This window comes from Pseudomonas sp. 22085 (assembly GCF_052045815.1).
Lineage (GTDB): Bacteria > Pseudomonadota > Gammaproteobacteria > Pseudomonadales > Pseudomonadaceae > Aquipseudomonas > Aquipseudomonas glycinae.
Genome location: NZ_JBQEQA010000025.1, coordinates 1 through 19,492, shown reverse-complemented (window position 1 = coordinate 19,492; position 19,492 = coordinate 1). Strand labels below are relative to the sequence as shown.

General features: G+C 60.3%; 17 protein-coding genes. 8 read left to right on the top strand and 9 right to left on the bottom strand.

All coding sequences use genetic code 11. The features are described from left to right. Positions 1-129 precede the first annotated feature (129 nt). The 3 genes from pstA to ACTJK7_RS25155 all read right to left on the bottom strand — a co-directional run bounded on the left by pstA (position 130) and on the right by ACTJK7_RS25155 (position 5,276). Positions 130-1,800 (bottom strand): phosphate ABC transporter permease PstA, encoded by a 1,671-nt coding sequence (gene pstA, locus ACTJK7_RS25165; protein WP_085653933.1) that lies wholly within the window; start codon positions 1,798-1,800, stop codon positions 130-132. Between the two features lie 16 nt (positions 1,801-1,816). After that, positions 1,817-3,850, bottom strand: a complete 2,034-nt coding sequence (locus ACTJK7_RS25160) for an ABC transporter permease subunit (protein ID WP_170928910.1) — start codon at positions 3,848-3,850, stop codon at positions 1,817-1,819. A 424-nt stretch (positions 3,851-4,274) separates the two neighbouring features. Next, positions 4,275-5,276, bottom strand: a complete 1,002-nt coding sequence (locus tag ACTJK7_RS25155) for a phosphate ABC transporter substrate-binding protein PstS (protein WP_007954316.1) — start codon at positions 5,274-5,276, stop codon at positions 4,275-4,277. A 187-nt stretch (positions 5,277-5,463) separates the two neighbouring features. Between ACTJK7_RS25155 and ACTJK7_RS25150 the strand changes: the two genes are divergently transcribed. Together ACTJK7_RS25150 and ACTJK7_RS25145 are read left to right on the top strand one after the other, a co-directional pair. Further along, on the top strand, positions 5,464-6,522 hold the full coding sequence (locus ACTJK7_RS25150; RefSeq protein ID WP_064379779.1) for a helix-turn-helix domain-containing protein: 1,059 nt from the start codon (positions 5,464-5,466) through the stop codon (positions 6,520-6,522). Continuing rightward, positions 6,519-7,010 carry a nucleotide-binding protein gene (locus ACTJK7_RS25145; RefSeq protein ID WP_085653932.1) on the top strand — a complete coding sequence of 164 codons (492 nt, stop codon included), beginning with the start codon at positions 6,519-6,521 and terminating at the stop codon, positions 7,008-7,010. The genes ACTJK7_RS25150 and ACTJK7_RS25145 overlap by 4 nt, the downstream gene beginning before the upstream one ends. A gap of 14 nt (positions 7,011-7,024) precedes the next feature. Here ACTJK7_RS25145 and ACTJK7_RS25140 read toward each other — a convergent pair whose 3' ends face one another. After that, positions 7,025-8,323 (bottom strand): MFS transporter, encoded by a 1,299-nt coding sequence (locus ACTJK7_RS25140; RefSeq protein WP_085653931.1) that lies wholly within the window; start codon positions 8,321-8,323, stop codon positions 7,025-7,027. Between the two features lie 377 nt (positions 8,324-8,700). On the opposite strand from ACTJK7_RS25140, the gene ACTJK7_RS25135 reads away from it, so the two are divergent. Next, the gene (locus ACTJK7_RS25135; RefSeq protein WP_003229628.1) at positions 8,701-9,105 is read left to right on the top strand and encodes an acyl-CoA thioesterase; all 405 of its coding nucleotides are present in this window, start codon (positions 8,701-8,703) and stop codon (positions 9,103-9,105) included. A 57-nt stretch (positions 9,106-9,162) separates the two neighbouring features. Beyond that, positions 9,163-10,062 carry a D-hexose-6-phosphate mutarotase gene (locus ACTJK7_RS25130; protein WP_064379776.1) on the top strand — a complete coding sequence of 300 codons (900 nt, stop codon included), beginning with the start codon at positions 9,163-9,165 and terminating at the stop codon, positions 10,060-10,062. A 49-nt stretch (positions 10,063-10,111) separates the two neighbouring features. Here ACTJK7_RS25130 and ACTJK7_RS25125 read toward each other — a convergent pair whose 3' ends face one another. The 4 genes from ACTJK7_RS25125 to purE form a co-directional block, all read right to left on the bottom strand. After that, positions 10,112-10,648 carry a DUF3299 domain-containing protein gene (locus ACTJK7_RS25125; RefSeq protein ID WP_064379774.1) on the bottom strand — a complete coding sequence of 179 codons (537 nt, stop codon included), beginning with the start codon at positions 10,646-10,648 and terminating at the stop codon, positions 10,112-10,114. A gap of 103 nt (positions 10,649-10,751) precedes the next feature. Then, positions 10,752-10,997, bottom strand: a complete 246-nt coding sequence (locus tag ACTJK7_RS25120) for a GlsB/YeaQ/YmgE family stress response membrane protein (protein WP_003229635.1) — start codon at positions 10,995-10,997, stop codon at positions 10,752-10,754. A 113-nt stretch (positions 10,998-11,110) separates the two neighbouring features. Then, on the bottom strand, positions 11,111-12,193 hold the full coding sequence (locus tag ACTJK7_RS25115) for a 5-(carboxyamino)imidazole ribonucleotide synthase (protein WP_011336621.1): 1,083 nt from the start codon (positions 12,191-12,193) through the stop codon (positions 11,111-11,113). Positions 12,194-12,203: 10 nt separating this feature from the next. Then, positions 12,204-12,695 (bottom strand): 5-(carboxyamino)imidazole ribonucleotide mutase, encoded by a 492-nt coding sequence (gene purE / locus ACTJK7_RS25110; RefSeq protein WP_007954291.1) that lies wholly within the window; start codon positions 12,693-12,695, stop codon positions 12,204-12,206. Between the two features lie 505 nt (positions 12,696-13,200). Here purE and ACTJK7_RS25105 point away from each other — a divergent pair. Beyond that, complete coding sequence (locus ACTJK7_RS25105) at positions 13,201-13,815, top strand: hypothetical protein (protein WP_440779401.1); 615 nt, start codon at positions 13,201-13,203, stop codon at positions 13,813-13,815. Between the two features lie 97 nt (positions 13,816-13,912). Here ACTJK7_RS25105 and ACTJK7_RS25100 read toward each other — a convergent pair whose 3' ends face one another. Continuing rightward, positions 13,913-14,824 carry a LysR substrate-binding domain-containing protein gene (locus ACTJK7_RS25100; protein ID WP_064379769.1) on the bottom strand — a complete coding sequence of 304 codons (912 nt, stop codon included), beginning with the start codon at positions 14,822-14,824 and terminating at the stop codon, positions 13,913-13,915. A 180-nt stretch (positions 14,825-15,004) separates the two neighbouring features. Between ACTJK7_RS25100 and aspA the strand changes: the two genes are divergently transcribed. The 3 genes from aspA to ACTJK7_RS25085 all read left to right on the top strand — a co-directional run bounded on the left by aspA (position 15,005) and on the right by ACTJK7_RS25085 (position 19,421). Then, positions 15,005-16,429, top strand: a complete 1,425-nt coding sequence (aspA, locus tag ACTJK7_RS25095; protein WP_039765095.1) for an aspartate ammonia-lyase — start codon at positions 15,005-15,007, stop codon at positions 16,427-16,429. A 442-nt stretch (positions 16,430-16,871) separates the two neighbouring features. After that, positions 16,872-18,317 (top strand): alanine/glycine:cation symporter family protein, encoded by a 1,446-nt coding sequence (locus tag ACTJK7_RS25090; RefSeq protein WP_440779399.1) that lies wholly within the window; start codon positions 16,872-16,874, stop codon positions 18,315-18,317. A 99-nt stretch (positions 18,318-18,416) separates the two neighbouring features. Beyond that, entirely contained in the window at positions 18,417-19,421 is a 1,005-nt protein-coding gene (locus ACTJK7_RS25085; protein ID WP_108563587.1) for an asparaginase, read from the top strand. Positions 19,422-19,492 lie beyond the last annotated feature (71 nt).

The following is a 19,492-nucleotide window of genomic DNA, read 5'->3' as shown; positions in this document are numbered from 1 at the left end:
GGGTAACGCAAATTCAGTTTTTGTCGCGATCCCTGTGGGAGCTGGCTTGCCAGCGATGGCATCACTGCGGTGTAACTGAAACACCACGTCGCCTGCATCGCTGGCAAGCCAGCTCCCACAGGATTTGTTTTAACTGTCTAGAGCTTTGTACTTCTCGCGCAGGTGGTTACGGATGTACACCGCCGACAGGTTCAGGGTGGCGATCACCAGCACCAGCAACAGCGCCGTGGCGTACACCAGCGGCCGCGCGGCCTCGACGTTCGGGCTCTGAAAGCCAACGTCATAGATGTGGAAGCCCAGGTGCATGATCTTCTGATCCAGGTGCAGGTACGGGTAGTTGCCGTCCACCGGCAGCGACGGCGCCAGTTTCACCACACCCACCAGCATCAGCGGCGCCACTTCGCCGGCGGCGCGAGCCACGGCGAGGATCATGCCGGTCATCATGGCCGGACTGGCCATCGGCAGAACGATCTTCCACAGGGTTTCAGCCTTGGTCGCGCCGAGGGCCAGCGAGCCCTCACGCACGGTGCGCGGGATACGCGCCAGACCTTCTTCGGTGGCCACGATCACCACCGGCACCGCCAGCAGTGCCAGGGTCAACGAAGCCCAGAGCAGACCCGGTGTACCGAAGGTCGGTGCCGGCAGCGCTTCAGGGAAGAACAGACGGTCGAGCGAACCACCCAGCACGTAGACGAAGAAGCCCAGACCGAACACGCCGTAAACAATCGCCGGAACACCCGCCAGGTTGTTCACCGCGATCCGGATCACCCGGGTCAGGGTGTTCTGCTTGGCGTATTCACGCAGGTACACCGCCGCCAGCACACCGAACGGGGTCACGATCATCGCCATGATCAGAGTCATCATCACGGTGCCGAAGATCGCCGGGAAAATCCCGCCTTCGGTGTTCGCTTCACGCGGGTCGTCGGACAGGAATTCCCAGACCTTGCTGAAGTAGAAACCGATCTTGGTGAACGTACCCATCGCGTTCGGCTGGTAGGCGTGAACCACTTTGCCCAGGCCGATTTCGATTTCCTTGCCGTTCGCATCACGAGCGGTCAAGGCGTCACGGTTGAACTGCGCGTGCAGGTCGGCCAGACGGGCTTCGATGTCCTGATAGCGGGCGTTCAGCTCGGCGCGCTCGGATTCCATGTCCGCTTGCGCGGTGGCGTCGAGCTTGCCTTCCAGCTCCAGCTTGCGACCGTGCAGACGGATGCGCTCGAGGCCGGCGTTGATCGCACCGATATCGACTTTTTCCAGAGTCTTGAGCTGGGCGGCAAGTTTGTTCACGCGATCGATCCGCGCTTGCAGCTCAGGCCAGGCCGCTTCGCCTTCGGCGATCACCTTGCCGTCCTGTTTGACGTTGACCAGGTAGCCGTAGAAGTTGCCCCACTCACGACGCTCCAGCGCCATCAGCTCCGGCGGATTCTTCTGGTCGGTCAGCCACTCGCCGACGATCCAGGTGAAGTCGTTGCCGTTCAGGTCACGGTTACCGACCTTGATCAGCTCGCGGGTCATGAATTCCGGACCTTCGTCCGGCACCGGCAGGCCGGCGCTCTTCAGACGGGCGCGCGGCACTTCTTCTTTCTGCACCACCTCGCCCACGACCAGATGCTGGCCCTGGCCCGGTACGTCATAGCTGGCGTGGATCAGATCCGCCGGCCAGAAGTGACCCATACCGCGCACGGCGATCACCGCCAGCAGGCCAATGGTCATGATGACCGCGATGGACACCGCGCCGCCGCTGATCCAGACGCCGGGGGCGCCGCTCTTGAACCATCCTTTCAGGGAGTTCTGTTTCACAGACTTCTACCTTTGCTTAAAGCGACGAGTATTTCTTGCGCAGACGCTGACGAATCAGTTCCGCGAGGGTGTTCATGACGAAGGTGAACAACAGCAGCACCAGCGCCGAGAGGAACAGCACGCGGTAGTGGCTGCCGCCGACTTCCGACTCCGGCATTTCCACCGCGACGTTGGCGGCCAGGGTGCGCAGGCCTTCGAACAGGTTCATTTCCATGACCGGGGTGTTGCCGGTGGCCATCAGCACGATCATGGTTTCGCCGACCGCACGGCCCATGCCGATCATCAGCGCCGAGAAAATGCCCGGGCTGGCGGTCAGGATGACCACGCGAGTCATGGTCTGCCACGGTGTGGCACCGAGGGCCAGCGAGCCCAGGGTCAGGCCGCGCGGCACGCTGAACACGGCGTCTTCGGCGATCGAGTAGATGTTCGGAATCACCGCAAAGCCCATGGCCAGACCGACCACCAGGGCGTTGCGCTGGTCGTAGGTGATGCCCAAGTCGTGGGAGATCCACATGCGCATGTCACCGCCGAAGAACCAGTTCTCCATAAACGGGCTCATGTACAGCGACAGCCAGCCCACGAACAGGATCACCGGGATCAGCAGCGCACTTTCCCAGCCGTCCGGGACTTTCAGGCGGATCGACTCAGGCAGACGACTGAAAGTGAAACCGGCGATCAGAATGCCGATCGGCAGCAGCATCAGCAGGCTGAAGATGCCCGGCAGGTGCCCTTCCACATACGGCGCAAGGAACAGGCCGGCGAAGAAACCGAGGATCACCGTCGGCATCGCTTCCATCAGCTCGATCACCGGCTTGACCTTGCGGCGCATGCCCGGGGCCATGAAGTACGCGGTGTAAATCGCCGCGGCGACGGCCAGCGGTGCAGCCAGCAGCATCGCGTAGAACGCGGCTTTCAGGGTGCCGAAGGTCAGTGGCGACAGGCTCAGTTTCGGTTCGAAATCGGTGTTGGCCGCAGTCGATTGCCAGACGTATTTAGGCTCGTCGTAGTTCTCGTACCAGACCTTGCTCCACAGCGCGCTCCACGAAACTTCCGGGTGCGGGTTGTCGAGCAGCAGCGGTTGCAGCTTGCCGCCGGCTTCGACGATCACGCGGTTGGCGCGCGGCGACAGGCCGAACAGGCCCTGGCCTTCGACGACTTGATCGACCAGTAAGGTGCGGTGCGCGGTGCTGTGGAACACGCCGAGCTTGCCGCTGGCATCCAGGGCCAGGAAGCCCTTGCGACGTTCTTCGGCGGAGATTTCCACGATCGGCGTGGTGCCCATCTGGAAGGTGCGGATCTGCTTCAGGCGCAGTTCGCCGTCGGTGTCGCGGGCCATGAACCACTGGGCCAGGCCACCCTTGGAGTCACCGACGATCAGCGAGATGCCACCCACCAGTTGCGTGGCGGCGGTGACTTCGGCGTCGGCGTTTTCCAGCAGCTTGTAGCGTCCGTTGAGGCTCTTGTCGCGCAGGCTGAACACGTCGGCCTGGGCACGCCCGTTGACCACGTACAGCCACTGCTGGCGCGGGTCGACGAAGATGTTTTTCACAGGTTCAGTCATCTGCGGCAGATCGATACGCTTCTGCTCGTTGGTGACTTCGCCGGTCATCATGTTTTCTTCGCTGGTCAGCGACAGCACATTGAGTTGCGAACCGGTGGAGCCGACCAGCATCAGGGTCGAATCGGTGGCATTGAGGCTGACATGCTCCAGCGCACCGCCGCTTTCGTTCAGCGCGATCGGTGTCTCGCCGTACGGGTACTCAATGGCCGGGGTGATGGTTTTCTTGCCGTCCGGGTAGCTGACTTTATAAGTGTGACGGAACACCAGCGCCTGGCCGTTGGACAGGCCCACGGCCACCAGCGGATGGCCCGGCTGGTCTTCGCCGATGGAGGTCACACTGGCGCCTGCCGGCAGGGGCAGATCGACGCGCTTCAATTCAGCGCCACTGTCGATGTCGAAGAACAGCGCCTGACCCTTGTCGGAAACGCGCATGGCCACCTGATTCTGCTCTTCGAGCGAAATCATCAGCGGCTTGCCGGCGTCCTGCATCCAGGCCGGGGTGATTGCATCTTTCGCAGTCAGGTCAGCACCTTTGAACAGCGGCGCGACCACGTAGGCGAGGAAGAAGAAGATCAGGGTGATGGCTGCCAGTACCGCCAGACCGCCGACGAGGACGTACCAGCGGGTGAAGCGATCCTTGAGCGCGCGAATGCGGCGCTTGCGTTGCAACTCAGGCGTATTGAAGTCAATGCGCTTGGGAGGGTTCGTAGTCATTTTGGAATTGGCCAGATCATTCATGCGCACACCCTAGCGATCCTGTATGACAGAAAGATGACAATGCAGTGACGCACCAAATCCGCCGCCAGCAGGGCACTGGCAGTGGATAGAAGAATTCGGGGAGTGTGGGGGCCGGGCCGCTTGCGGGCCGGGCCCCACACGGGAGTCAGGCGGGGTTCACCCCTGACTCAGTTTGTTACTTTTTTGCGACTTCAGCGCCGCCTTCCTGCAGACCCAGGTCAGCCAGTGCTTTTGCAGCAACCTTGGCTGGCAGCGGGATGTAGCCGTCTTTCACGACCACTTCCTGGCCCTGTTTCGACAGAACCAGTTTCACGAACTCGGCTTCCAGCGGGGCCAGAGGCTTGTTCGGGGCCTTGTTGACGTACACGTACAGGAAACGCGACAGCGGGTATTTGCCGTTCAGGGCGTTTTCTTCGGTGTCTTCGATGAAGTCAGTGCTGCCCTTCTTCGACAGAGCAACGGTTTTCACGCTGGCGGTCTTGTAGCCGATGCCCGAGTAACCGATGCCGTTCAGCGAGGAGCTGATCGACTGCACGACCGAAGCCGAGCCTGGTTGTTCGTTGACGTTAGGCTTGTAGTCGCCTTTGCACAGGGCTTCTTCCTTGAAGTAGCCGTAGGTGCCGGATACCGAGTTACGGCCGAACAGTTGAACCGGCTTGTTGGCCAGGTCGCCGGTCACGCCCAGGTCACCCCAGGTTTTAACGTCGGTCTTGGCGCCGCACAGACGGGTGGACGAGAAGATCGCGTCAACCTGTTCCATGGTCAGGTGCTGGATCGGGTTGTCCTTGTGTACGAAAACAGCCAGGGCGTCCACGGCAACCGGGATAGCAGTTGGCTTGTAGCCGTATTTCTGTTCGAAGGCCGCCAGTTCGGTGTCCTTCATCTTGCGGCTCATGGGACCTAAGTTGGAGGTGCCTTCAGTCAGCGCAGGTGGCGCAGTGGCGGAGCCGGCAGCCTGAATCTGAATGTTTACGTTCGGGTATTCTTTTTTGTAGTTCTCAGCCCAGAGGGTCATGAGGTTGGCCAGGGTATCGGAACCGACGCTGGACAGGTTGCCCGACACACCAGTGGTCTTGGTGTAGCTCGGGATAGCAGGGTCAACAGCGGCAACCGCGTTGGCAGTCGCAACGCCAGCAGCGACAAAAGTCATTGCCGCCATCAAACGCTTCAGTTTCATGCCTTACTCCTAGCAGATAGGGTGTGTTAAGTCGGGGCCAAGTATCAGCAGGCCGTGTGAACACTCTATGGCTGAAATATGACAATTGGATGAAAGGCCAGCATCCGAGGCGTCACAAAAAATGAATTCCGCAGCAGGTTGACAAATCAAATGCAAAAGATAGCCTTGTCAACCACGAGAGGAACTCATGATAAACGACCGAATTCGCCGCGCCCGCCTGCAACGAGGCCTCACCCTAGAGGGTCTGGCGGCCCAGCTTGGCGACATCACTAAACAAGCGTTAAGCAAATATGAGAAGGGGTTGAGCACTCCAAACTCTTCTCGCCTGCTGCAACTGGCCAAGGCACTTCAGGTCAGTCCCGAATATTTTTTCCGCGCGGAGGTTATTCCGCTGGCACCTCTTGAGTTTCGAAAGCTGGCCAAAATGCCCAAGTATCGCCAAGCTCAGGTTGAAGAAAAAATTCGGGAACATCTCGAACGCTACATTTCACTTGAGCAATGCTTCGATCCTGCGGATATCCACACCCCTGCCACCCCCGCGCAGATGCTCCCGGTGTCGACCCTGGAAGAGGCTGAGCTCGCAGCCGAGAAGCTGCGCCAATTTTGGGGAATCGGTAGCGATCCCATTGCCAATCTGACTGAGCAACTGGAAGAGCACAGCATCAAGGTTGCGATGCTCAACGGCCCAGATGATTTTGACGGAGCTTGCGCGGCTACCGGTGACGGCGACCATGTATTGATTGCTTTGAATTCTGACCGTCCAGGTGAGCGAATCCGATTTACGGCTGCTCATGAGCTCGGCCATTGGGTTATGGCGTTACCTGAAGACATGCCGGAGAAAGACAAAGAAAACTGTTGTCACCGTTTTGCCGGTGCATTTCTCTATCCCGCCAAAAGCGTAACCGGCGATTTCGGCAGCCATCCCCGTTCCAGAGTGCACCCACGAGAGCTACTCATCGCCAAACGCCAATACGGAATATCAATGCACGCTGCGTTGAGACGACTGAAGGATTTGAAGCTACTTAGCGAAAGTGGCTACAAATCCCTCACTATTCAATTCAGTGCCAACGGCTGGCGCAAAGCTGAGCCTGAACCTATGCCGTGCAAACCACCCCAGCGCTTTGATTCACTGGTGTTCTGGGGATTGGCGGAAGGATTGATCACCAAGTCGCGGGCTGCTGAACTCCTGCGCAAACCAGTGAGCGCACTTGATCCCAATTTCTTGGGCTCACTGGAGAGTGCATGAATCTGATCTATATCAGTGATACGAATATCTGGATCGACTTCAGAAATGCCGGATTACTGGAGCAGATGTTCAGCTTGCCGTTTACGCTGTGTTGCACTGACTTTGTAATGTACGAACTCGACGACTTTTCACACGACGAACTGCTCGATAGAGGGTTGATTGTCGAGTCGTTCGATGAGGCAGGTGTAATACGATTGTCGGGGTTGAGGATCGAGCACAACAACAGCTCTTTAGCCGACGTCTCCTGCTACCTGCTTGCGCAGGAAACGGGCCGTCCTTTACTCACTGGAGATGGCAGGTTGCGCCGTCAGGCCCAAAGAGATGGGCTACAGGTACACGGCGCGCTATGGCTGCTCGATTTAATGGTAGAGCACCAAGTCATCGACGAAACAGAAGCCGCAAATGCTTTGGCTCACATGCTCGAACACGGTGCTCGCCTGCCGGTTGGCGAGTGTGAAACAAGGCTTTCGCGCTGGCGAAAGCCCTGAGTTCTGAAACTGAATCAGCGACCTTTGCTCCACAACCACGCACCGACCAGGATCCCCATCCCGCACAGCACCGCCACATAGTAGGCAGGCCCCATCGCGCTTTCTTTCAGCAGCAGGCTGACCACCATCGGGGTCAGGCCGCCGAAGATCGCGTAAGCGACGTTATAAGAGAAGGACAGACCGCTGAAGCGCACCACCGGCGGAAACGCCTTGACCATCACATATGGCACCGCGCCAATGGTGCCGACCAGGAAACCGGTCAGCGCGTACAGCGGGAACAGCCAGTTCGGGTGATCAGCGAGGCTGTGATAGAACGTCCAGGAACTGGCCAGCAAGCCCAGGCAACCGAATACAAACACGCGACCGGCACCAAAGCGATCCGCCAGCGCGCCGGAAATGATGCAACCAAAGCTCAGGAACACGATTGCCAGGCTGTTGGATTGCAGCGCGGTGGTCGGCGAGAAGTGATAGACCGTCTGCAGCACGGTCGGGGTCATCAGGATCACCACGACGATGCCGGCGGACAGCAACCAGGTCAGCAGCATCGACACCGCGATCGCCCCGCGGTGGTCACGCAGCACCGCGCGCAGCGGCACCTCCTCGGCCAGCGCCTTACGCAGTTGCAGCTCGGCGAACACCGGGGTCTCGTGCAGCCAGCGACGCAGGTAGACCGAGAACAGACCGAACACGCCGCCGAGCAGGAACGGGATCCGCCAGGCGTAATCCGCAACTTCCACAGGCGTATAGATACTGTTGATCGCAGTAGCGACCAGCGAGCCGAGCAGGATGCCCGCCGTCAGGCCGCTGGTCAGGGTGCCGCAGGCGTAGCCGATGTGCTTGCCGGGCACGTGTTCGGAAACGAAGACCCACGCCCCCGGCACTTCGCCGCCAATCGCCGCGCCCTGAATGACGCGCATCAACAGCAGCAGAATCGGCGCCCACATGCCGATCTGCGCGTAGGTCGGCAGCAGGCCCATGATCAGGGTCGGCACCGCCATCATGAAAATGCTCAGGGTGAACATCTTCTTGCGCCCCAGCAGGTCGCCGAAGTGCGCCATCACGATTCCGCCCAGCGGCCGCGCCAGGTAACCGGCGGCAAAGATGCCGAAGGTCTGCATCAGGCGCAGCCACTCAGGCATGTCGGCCGGGAAGAACAATTTGCCGACCACGGTGGCAAAGAACACGAAAATGATGAAATCGTAGAACTCCAGCGCGCCCCCCAGGGCCGATAGCGACAGAGTCTTGTAGTCATTGCGGGTCAACGGTCGTGCGGGTTGGTCGGGCTGCGCGAGGCTCGAGGGCGCTGTGGTCATGGCAAGGTCTTCTCTTATAGTCGGATCTGCCGCCACAACAACGCTGGCTGTGGCTCGGGCAGGTTCGGCACCATAGCAAATTGTTCGAAAAAGCACATAGAGGCGCGTATTTGCCGGTCGAAATGAGAACCGGACGGTCGTCGCGGAGTCTACCGACCGATATACTCGCAACCTTGCTCCGGTTTGTAGGGGGTTGCTGTGCGAAAACGTCGTTGGCCCGACCTTTGCTCGGGATTAGCCGGTTTCGCAGAGTTTCTCCTTAGGCGCCTGATGGAAAACGTGACGAACGTAGTATGTTCGGTGCTGAATCGTTTTTCCCGAAGACGGCTACCACCAGCAGCACCCACGAAGAGTCACGGGTCAGAGGCCCCCCCGGCATGATAGAGCTAGAACAAGAAGATCCGATCCCGCAAGGCGACCTGGCTTTGCAAATCACCGCGCTTCCCCGCGAAACCAACGGCTTCGGCGATATTTTCGGCGGATGGCTGGTGGCACAGATGGACCTGGCCGGCACGGCCATGGCCAGCCGTGTTGCCGGTGGCCGTGTCGCGACCGTTGCCATTGATCGCATGGCGTTTCTGGTCCCGGTGGCCGTCGGCGCGCAATTGTCCTTTTATACCCAGACCCTGGAAATCGGCCGCAGCTCGATCCAGATGATGGTCGAGGTGTGGAGCGACGACCCGCTGTCCAGCGAGTGGCGCAAGGTGACTGAAGCGGTGTTTGTGTTCGTCGCCATCGATGGCAGCGGTCGCACCCGCTCGGTTCCGCCACGCGCACGTTAAACCTCGCGACCGTTTCACGGTCGATAGTCGTCCAAGTTGCTGATCGAGAGTTGCCCCATGAACACGCCCAACGTTGAAGCCGTGAAACTGGATGAACTGAACTGCTGGCGCATCCGCCACGGTCAGGCCGAAGTGCTGGTGGCCCAGCAAGGTGCGCACATTCTCAGTTATCAGATCGATGGCCAGCCGCCGATCATCTGGCTCAACGACAAGGCCGTGTTCCAGACCGGCAAAAGCATCCGCGCCGGTGTGCCGGTGTGCTGGCCGTGGTTCGGCAAGTTCGAACGCAACCCGCAGAGCGTGCAGGCCATGTACACAGGTGCGCAACCAGCCCCCGCGCACGGCCTGGTGCGGGCAATGGATTGGGAGCTGGGCGGCATCGAATCAGAGGCTGACGGCGTCAAGGTCGAATTCAGGCTGCCCCGTCCCGAAGGCGGACTGCCGGGCTGGCCGCATCAGGTCGATCTGACCCTGACCCTGCACTTGTCCGAGCAATTGCAGTTCAGCCTGACCAGCCACAACCGTGGCAACGACACCGTCAGCCTCAGTCAGGCGTTGCACACGTATTTTTCCGTCAGCGACGTGCGCAACGTGCGCGTCGCCGGCGTCGATGGCTTGAACTACATCGAGACCCTCGACGACTGGAAGACCTGCACCCAGCAAGGCGACCTGCACTTTGCCGGCGAAACCGACCGCATCTATCTCGACGCCCCGCCGCAACTGAGCATCGTCGACCCGGCCTGGGAGCGGCGCATTGTGCTGACGGCTACCGGCTCGCGCACAGCGGTGATCTGGAACCCGTGGATCGACCGCGCAGCGGCGCTCAGCGACATGGACAACGACGGCTGGCAGCGCATGCTGTGCATCGAGACGGCGAACGTGATAGACGATGTCGTGACACTGGCACCGGGCGCTAGTCACACGATGGGTGTCCGCATCGGCAGCCAGCCACTCTGAAAACAAAAATCGCAGCCCCGGGGCTGCGATTTTCGTTTGCGGCTGTGTATTACAGATCAGATTCCTGCACCACCCGCACCTTGTCCGCTTCCAGCGCGTACGCCGCATCGGCCAGATCATTGCTGACCTTTTCGATCTTCAGCGTGCCGGTCACCCACAGCGGTGTGTAGATGTCATCCAGCTTCAAGCCCTTTGGATAGCGCACCAGCACCAGTTGATTCGGTGGCGGTGGCGGCACGTGGATGCACGCGCCCGGATACGGCACGAGGAAGAACAGCGTGCTGCGACCCTTGGCGTCGGATTCCAGCGGCACCGGATAACCACCGATGCGGATGTGTTTGTCGTTCATCGACGCCACGGTCTTGGTCGAATACATCACCGCCGGCAAACCTTTGGCCTGCTTCATCCCACCTTTCTGGGTGAAGGTGCCGGTGGCTTCCGGAGAGTTGTGGTCGATTTCAGGCATGGCCTCAAGGGCTTTCTGGTCCGACTTGGGCATCAGTTCCAGCCAGTCGGTTTCCGGCAGTTCGCCGGCGTGGGCCAGACCACTGCCCAGCAAAAGGAGAGTCAACAGAAGACGGCGCATGAAAGTGCTCGGTAAAGGATGCTCGAATAGGGAGGGAACGCTGAATCGCCGAGCATTCTAGCCCTCCCCGCCGGATTGGCAGAGAGGGCTTTGTCGCTTTGGATCAGTTCTTTTTGATCAGGCCGTAGATCACCAGCAGCACGATCGCGCCGACCAGTGCGCCGATGAAACCTGCGCCCTGACCGGCCTGATAGATGCCCAGGGCCTGGCCGCCGTAGGTGGCTGCCAGCGAACCGCCGATACCGAGCAGGATGGTCATGATCCAGCCCATGCTGTCATCGCCCGGTTTCAGGAACCGCGCCAGCAGGCCGACGATGAGGCCGATAAAGATGGTTCCGATAATTCCCATGGCATTTCCCTCTGAATGGTAGATATGCGATGAAGCCTAGCCAGACTTTCGCATCCTGCCATCAGAGAACGGCGGCCCCTTAATGGTTCCGCCGCTGCCAGATGAAACTGTCGTTACTCGGCGATCAGCGCTTCGACCTTGAGGATCTGTTGCTCGAGAGTTGCCTTGTCCTTGCAGCGCAGGTTGGCGTGACCGACCTTGCGCCCGGCCTTGAAGGCCTTGCCGTAGTGATGCAGGTGGCAATCGTCGATGGCGATGACTTTTTCAACCGGCGGAACAACGCCGATGAAGTTGAGCATCGCGCTCTCGCCGACCTTGGCGGTCGAACCCAGCGGCAGACCGGCGACGGCCCGCAGGTGGTTTTCGAACTGGCTGCACTCGGCGCCTTCGGTGGTCCAGTGCCCGGAGTTGTGCACGCGCGGTGCGATTTCGTTGGCCTTGAGGCCGCCGTCGACTTCAAAGAACTCGAACGCCATCACACCGACATAATCCAGCTGCTTGAGCACGCGGCTGGAATAATCTTCGGCCAGGGCCTGGAGCGGGTGATCGGAGCTGGCGACCGACAGCTTGAGGATGCCGCTGTCGTGGGTGTTGTGCACCAGTGGATAGAATTTCGTCTCGCCATCGCGGGCGCGCACGGCGATCAGCGACACTTCGCCGGTGAATGGCACGAAGCCTTCCAGCAGGCAAGGCACGCTGCCCAGTTCGGCGAAGGTACCGACCACGTCTTCCGGCTTGCGCAGGACTTTCTGACCCTTGCCGTCGTAACCCAGAGTGCGGGTTTTCAGCACGGCCGGCAGGCCGATCGACGCGACGGCGGCGTCCAGGTCGGCTTGCGACTGGATGTCGGCGAACGCCGGGGTCGGAATCCCCAGGTCCTTGAACATGCTCTTTTCGAACCAGCGGTCGCGAGCGATGCGCAGGGCTTCGGCGCTCGGGTAGACCGGCACGAATTGCGAAAGGAACGCCACGGTTTCAGCCGGAACGCTTTCGAACTCGAAGGTCACCAGGTCGACTTCATCGGCCAACTGGCGCAGATGATCCTGATCGCCGTAATCGGCCCGCAGGTGTTCGCCCAGCGCAGCGGCGCACGCGTCCGGCGCAGGGTCGAGGAAAGCGAAGTTCATGCCCAGCGGAGTGCCCGCCAGAGCCAACATGCGACCCAACTGGCCGCCACCGATTACACCGATCTTCATCTCAACAACCTCAGGCAATACGTGGGTCTGGATTGTCCAGGACGCTGTCTGTCTGCTCGGCACGGAAGGTTTTCAGTACCGCGTGGAATTGTGGATGCTTGGCGCCCAGGATGCTCGCCGACAGCAGGGCTGCGTTGATCGCGCCGGCCTTGCCGATGGCCAGAGTGGCGACCGGAATACCGGCCGGCATCTGCACGATCGACAGCAGCGAGTCGACGCCCGAGAGCATCGCCGACTGCACCGGAACGCCCAGCACCGGCAGGTGGGTCTTGGCCGCACACATGCCTGGCAGGTGGGCTGCGCCACCGGCACCGGCGATGATCACCTCGATGCCACGGCCCTCAGCCTCTTCGGCGTACTGGAACAGCAGATCCGGGGTGCGGTGGGCGGAAACCACCTTGACCTCGTACGGGATGCCGAGCTTTTCCAGCATATCGGCGGTGTGGCTAAGGGTGGACCAATCGGACTTGGAGCCCATGATCACGCCAACCAGTGCACTCATCGTCGCGCCTCTTCTCTCTGGGCGCCCGCAGGCGCGTCAAAAACAACAAGCCACGCAGAATGCGTGGCTTGTTGTAGGAAAAATGGCCGGACGAACCGGCCGAAGGCCGCGCAGTATACCGCAAAGAAAGCAATAAACAGCCCCCGTCGCGACCATCTGTCATCTGAACCTAACCACACATTTTGCTGACTCGAGGTTCAAGAATACTGCTTCGTTTTTTCCCACGGGAAACATGATCAACAGGTCGAATGGAGAGCGCACTCAAATTTCCGCATGAGTTCATGTAATAAAAATCAAAATATTCCCAAGAGCCACAATAAAATTTAAATGATATACAACCAAGCATGAAACAAAAAAACAGAGAGCCCACCAAAAACAAAAACTTATATTGCACAGCAACAAATCCATATTAAAAGCACTTCCAAAATCACAACGGCAGGACAGTCGGCACCATCAGGCCTGCCCGTCACTATCAAGTAAATTGCAATCATCCAAGGAACGGAACATGGCCAAACAGCCCTTAACACTGAATGTCTTCATCCATGAGGACTTATCGGACGACAGCAGACGAGACTTGTACAACACTCATTTTTCCTGGTTTACCGACGAAATCCAGAAACTTTCTGGCCGCAAGCTATCAGTCAATATGTTCACCCCGTCAGAAGCAGAAACCTTGAGTGGTTTTGATTATAAAAAAATATCTGCCGCCAGTTCTTTGGACGCTTGGGCAGAAAAACTAAGAAGCCATTTCGGCTCCGTGCTCCTGCAAGACTCGCACACAAGATTCAACAAGTATCTATTACTGACCCGCGACAATATAAACCCGAGCACAATGGGAATTGCACAAAGCAAGGGTTACGCGGGTATATCCTCGATAAGAAGCGACATGGTTCCTGCTCACGAAGCAGGCCACATGTTCGGCGCGACTCATGAAGACAGCGAAACCCTGTACAACGGCTGGTGGAGCGAAACAATCATGAGTGATGATGATTTCTCACCACTTCGAAGCAATGCCAACCGCTTCAGTGATAAAAACAGAGAGAACATTCGCAATTACCTGGACAAACCGATTGCACAGCGGGCCGTGCCGCGCCCCCAAGACGACTGGGACGACGATTGAACTGATGCAAACCTGCCGCATCCCACGAGCTCTCGTATTTTAATAAAGCTCACCCGGCTTGGCAGAGGCGAAAAACAACATTCGCCTCTGCTTTCATTCAGTTATTGCCACTCGCTGCACCGCCTTCCAGCTTGCGCCACAACAACCGCACATTGGCCTTGCGCACCAGCGCGCAGCGGTACAGGCGGATCTCCAGCGGCACATGCCATTGCGCGCCGCCGCAGACCACCAGTTCGCCACGGGCCAGTTCGGCTCGTACGCTCAGTTGCGGAACCCAGGCGATACCGAGGCCCTCCAGCGCCATGCTTTTCAGACTGTCGGCCATGGCGGTTTCATAGATCGTGGTGAAACGCAGCTGACGCTGGCGCAGCAAGCCATTCACCGAACGCCCGAGGAAGGCCCCGGCGCTGTACGCCAGCAGCGGCACACTGCCCTCGCCTTCCAGATCGAACATCGGTTTGCCGTCGGCATCCGCCGCGCACACCGGGAGCATTTCGGTCTGGCCCAGGTGCAGCGACGGGAAGATTTCCGGGTCCATCTGCATGGCGGCGTCCGGGTCATAGAACGCCAGCATCAGATCGCAACCACCTTCCCGCAGCGCGTGAACCGCGTCACCGACGTTGGTCGCTACCAGCCGCGTGGCAATGTTCAGGCCTTCGTTGCGCAGTTGAGCGATCCAGCGCGGGAAGAATCCGAGCGCCAACGAATGCGCCGCTGCGACCTGGATCACTTCGCCTTGCCCACCTTCGAGGTGATGCAAATGGCGCAACACCTCACCGAGCTGTTCGACCACGGTGCGCGCGGTCACCAGGAACAGTTGTCCCGCCGCCGTCAGCTCGATCGGCGTACGCGAGCGGTTGACCAGCGTCAGTCCGAGAGCCGCTTCCAGGCTGCGGATCCGCCGACTGAACGCCGGCTGGGTCACGAAGCGCCGTTCGGCCGCCTGCGAGAAGCTGCGGGTGGCAGCCAGAGCACTGAAGTCCTCGAGCCATTTGCTTTCCAGATTCATCACGTCCTCCCGGACACGCACCAAAACAGGTCACACGTCTGCCGCGCACGCGGCGTCACACGGGCATTATGCCGAATGTGCATAGGGCAGTGTTTAACAGCATTGGCCCAAAAATTCCCACAAGCCTAGCATTCGCAGCGTTCCGGCACAGACCGGGTCCATATCGAGATGATTTCTATCATGTCCTCCGCTGCATCATTCCGCACAGAAAACGACCTGCTTGGCACCCTCGAAGTCCCTGCTCAAGCGTATTACGGCATCCAGACCCTGCGAGCGGTGAACAACTTCCGTCTCTCGGGCGTTCCGATTTCGCACTACCCGAAGCTGGTTGTCGGTCTGGCGATGGTCAAACAGGCTGCCGCTGACGCCAACCGCGAGCTGGGTCACCTGAGCGAAGCCAAGCACGCTGCCATCAGCGAAGCCTGTGCCCGTCTGATCCGCGGCGATTTCCACGAAGAGTTCGTGGTCGACATGATTCAAGGTGGCGCCGGTACCTCCACCAACATGAACGCCAACGAAGTGATCGCCAACATCGCGCTGGAAGCGATGGGTCACCAGAAAGGCGAATACCAGTACCTGCACCCGAACGACGACGTGAACATGGCGCAGTCGACCAACGACGCCTATCCGACCGCGATCCGTCTGGGTCTGCTTCTGGGTCACGACGCGCTGCTGGCCAGCCTCGACAGCCTGATTCAGGCGTTCGCGGCCAAGGGTGAAGAATTCAATCACGTCCTGAAGATGGGCCGTACTCAGCTGCAAGACGCCGTACCGATGACCCTGGGTCAGGAATTCCGTGCTTTCGCCACCACCATGGGCGAAGACCTGGCCCGTCTGAAGACGCTGGCCCCGGAACTGCTGACCGAAGTGAACCTGGGCGGTACCGCGATCGGCACCGGCATCAACGCCGACCCGCGCTACCAGGCCCTGGCCGTACAGCGTCTGGCGCTGATCAGCGGTCAACCGCTGGTTCCAGCCGCCGACCTGATTGAAGCCACTTCCGACATGGGCGCCTTCGTGCTGTTCTCCGGCATGCTCAAGCGCACCGCGGTCAAACTGTCGAAGATCTGCAACGACCTGCGCCTGCTGTCCAGCGGCCCGCGCACCGGCATCAACGAAATCAACCTGCCGGCGCGTCAGCCAGGCAGCTCGATCATGCCAGGCAAGGTCAACCCGGTAATCCCGGAAGCCGTGAACCAGGTGGCATTCCAGGTCATCGGTAACGATCTGGCGCTGACCATGGCAGCCGAAGGCGGCCAACTGCAACTGAACGTGATGGAGCCGCTGATCGCCTTCAAGATCCTCGACTCGATCCGCCTGCTGCAACGCGCCATGGACATGCTGCGCGAGCACTGCATCGTCGGCATCACCGCCAACGAAGCGCGCTGCCGCGAACTGGTCGAACACTCGATCGGTCTGGTCACCGCACTGAACCCGTACATCGGCTACAAAAACGCCACCCGCATCGCCCGTATCGCCCTTGAAAGCGGCCGCGGCGTGCTGGAACTGGTGCGCGAAGAAGGTCTGCTCGACGAAGCCATGCTCGCCGACATCCTGCGCCCGGAAAACATGATTGCTCCGCGTCTGGTTCCGCTCAAAGCCTGAGCCGACGCGTGACGTGTAGCACCGCTCACCAGGTCGAGGGACTAGACACCTCTCACCTTTTGAGGGCTTGGGGAGCATTCCCCGAGCCCTTTTTTTTAACTGTTTGAACCTGAGAACCGTATGTATGGAAGCTGGCTGCAAACCGGCTCCCAGACAAGCCCGACGCCGGTAACGTCGGGTGTTTCAAAGCTTCGTTTCGTCGCTTGCACCACAACCGTGCAGACGGGCGCCGCACTGATCGGTATAGTGCCGCCCCTCTTCGCGTGAGCGGTCGTCGGTAACGAGGCCATAACCCATGCGAAACCCGAACTAATAACAAACCCGCGATATGGATCCGGGACGAAACCCTCGCCTCGCCCGTTGTGCCGCACGCACACCGGTGTAACGCGATGTTTCTGACCATCCAGCATTTGCTTAAACAATAAACAGCGAGGAAAAATCCATGCTCGAAGTCATCAACGACTTCCTCTCAGGGAAAGTACTGATCGTGCTCATTGTCGGGCTCGGTAGCTACTTCACGATTCGCTCGCGTTTCGTTCAATTGCGCCACTTCTTCCACATGTTCGCGGTGTTCCGCGACAGCCTCAAAGGCAGCGCCGGGCAACTCAGCTCGTTCCAGGCCCTGATGCTCAGCCTCGCCGGCCGCGTCGGTGCAGGCAACATCGCCGGTGTCGGCATCGCCGTGACCCTGGGTGGTCCGGGCGCGGTGTTCTGGATGTGGGTGACCGCTCTGGTCGGCATGTCCAGCAGCTTCTTCGAATGTACGCTGGCCCAGGTCTACAAGCGCGCCGATGGCGACGGCCTGTACCGTGGCGGTCCGGCTTACTACATCCAGCACGGCCTGAAGCTCAAAGGCATGGCGGTGGTGTTCTCGATCCTGCTGCTGGTCACCTACGGCTTCGCCTTCATCGGCCTGCAGTCCTACACCGTGACCCACTCGCTGCAAAACGCCTTTGCCTTTGATCCGCAACACACCGGTATCGTCCTGGCAGTGCTGCTGGCCATTACCTTCATCGGCGGCATCAAGCGCATCGCTTCGGTGTCCGACCTGCTGGTGCCGATCAAGACCCTGGCCTACATCGGCGTGACCCTGTACGTGATCGGCACCCAGATCGAACACGTGCCCGCCATGCTGGTCACCATCTTCAAAAGCGCCTTCGGTCTCGACCCGGCCTTCGGCGGTCTGCTCGGCAGCGCGATTGTCATGGGCGTGAAGCGTGGCGTGTTTGCCAACGAAGCGGGCCTGGGCAGTGCGCCGAACGTCGCCGCCGTGGCCGCCGTGAAGCACCCGGGCGCTCAAGGCGTGGTTCAGGCGTTCAGCGTGTTCCTCGACACCTTCGTGATCTGCACCTGCACCGCGCTGCTGATCCTGCTGTCGGGCTTCTACACCCCGGGCTTCGAAGGTGACGGCATCGTCCTGACCCAGAACTCGCTGGCCGCCGTGGTGGGTGACTGGGGCCGCATGTTCGTCAGCGTCGCGCTGTCGCTGTTCGTCTTCACTTGCATCCTCTACAACTACTACCTGGGCGAAAACAGCCTGCAGTTCCTCACTCGCAACCGTGCTGCGCTGATGACCTTCCGCGCCCTGGTACTGGCGCTGGTGGTCTGGGGTTCGATGCAAGACCTGTCGACCGTATTCGCCTTCGCCGACATCACCATGACCTGCCTGGCCTTCGTCAACCTGATGGCCCTGGCCCTGCTGTTCAAGGTCGGCATGCGCGTGATGCGCGACTACGATGCGCAGCGCCGCGCCGGCGTCGACCAGCCGGTGTTCGACTCCAGCAAGTTCAGCGACCTGGATCTGGACCTGAAGGCCTGGCCTGCCAATCCGTCGGCCGACACTCAGGCCAACGCTCAGCCGCAAGGCATCCCGGCAGCGCAACGCTGATCGGGTAAAAACCGGGCGCAGATCCTGCGCCCGGCGTGACACAAGCAGCGGTCGGCGTCATGCTCGACCGCATGCTGTCCTCGTTCAGGAGAACTCCCCATGAATTCCTCGACCTACCCTGCCGCCCAGCACGTGATGGTGCTGTACACCGGTGGCACCATCGGCATGCAGGCCAGCGCCAATGGCCTGGCTCCCGCTTCCGGTTTCGAAGCGCGGATGCGCGATTACCTGCACAGCCAGCCGGAGCTGGTGATGCCGCAGTGGCGCTTTCGCGAGATGTCGCCGCTGATCGACAGCGCCAACATGACCCCGGCCTACTGGCAGCAATTGCGTGAAGCGGTGGTCGACGCCGTCGATGTGCGAGGCTGCGACAGCGTGTTGATCCTGCACGGCACCGACACCCTGGCCTACAGCGCCGCCGCCATGAGCTTCCAGTTGCTCGGCCTGCATGCCCGCGTGTGCTTCACCGGCTCGATGCTGCCGGCCGGCGTCACCGACAGTGACGCCTGGGAAAACCTCAGCGGCGCACTGGTCGCCCTCGGCCACGGCCTGGCGCCGGGCGTGCATCTGTATTTCCACGGCGAACTGCTGACCCCGACCCGCTGCGCGAAAGTGCGCAGCTTCGGCCGTCATCCGTTCAAACGCCTGGAGCGTCAGGGCGGCGGCGTGAAAGCCACCTCGCTGCCAGCCACGCTGAACTACAACCAACCAAAGCAACTGGCCAAAGTTGCCGTGTTGCCGCTGTTCCCGGGCATCGGCGCCGAGATCATCGACGGCCTGCTCGACAGCGGCATTCAGGGTCTGGTGCTGGAGTGCTACGGCAGCGGCACCGGGCCGAGCGACAATCCGGAGTTCCTCGCCAGCCTCGGCCGGGCGCGGGACAGCGGCGTGGTCGTGGTTGCCGTGACGCAATGCCATGAAGGCGGTGTGGAGCTGGATGTCTACGAAGCGGGCAGCCGCTTGCGCGGTGTCGGCGTGTTGTCCGGGGGCGGCATGACCCGCGAAGCAGCGTTCGGCAAGTTGAACGGATTGCTCGGTGCAGGCCTTGAGACAGCTGAAGTACGACGCCTGGTCGAGCTCGATTTGTGTGGTGAGTTGGTCTGAGACCACGTCATACCCTGTGGGAGCGGGCTTGCTCGCGAAAGCGGCATGTCAGATACGTTGATGTCGTCTGA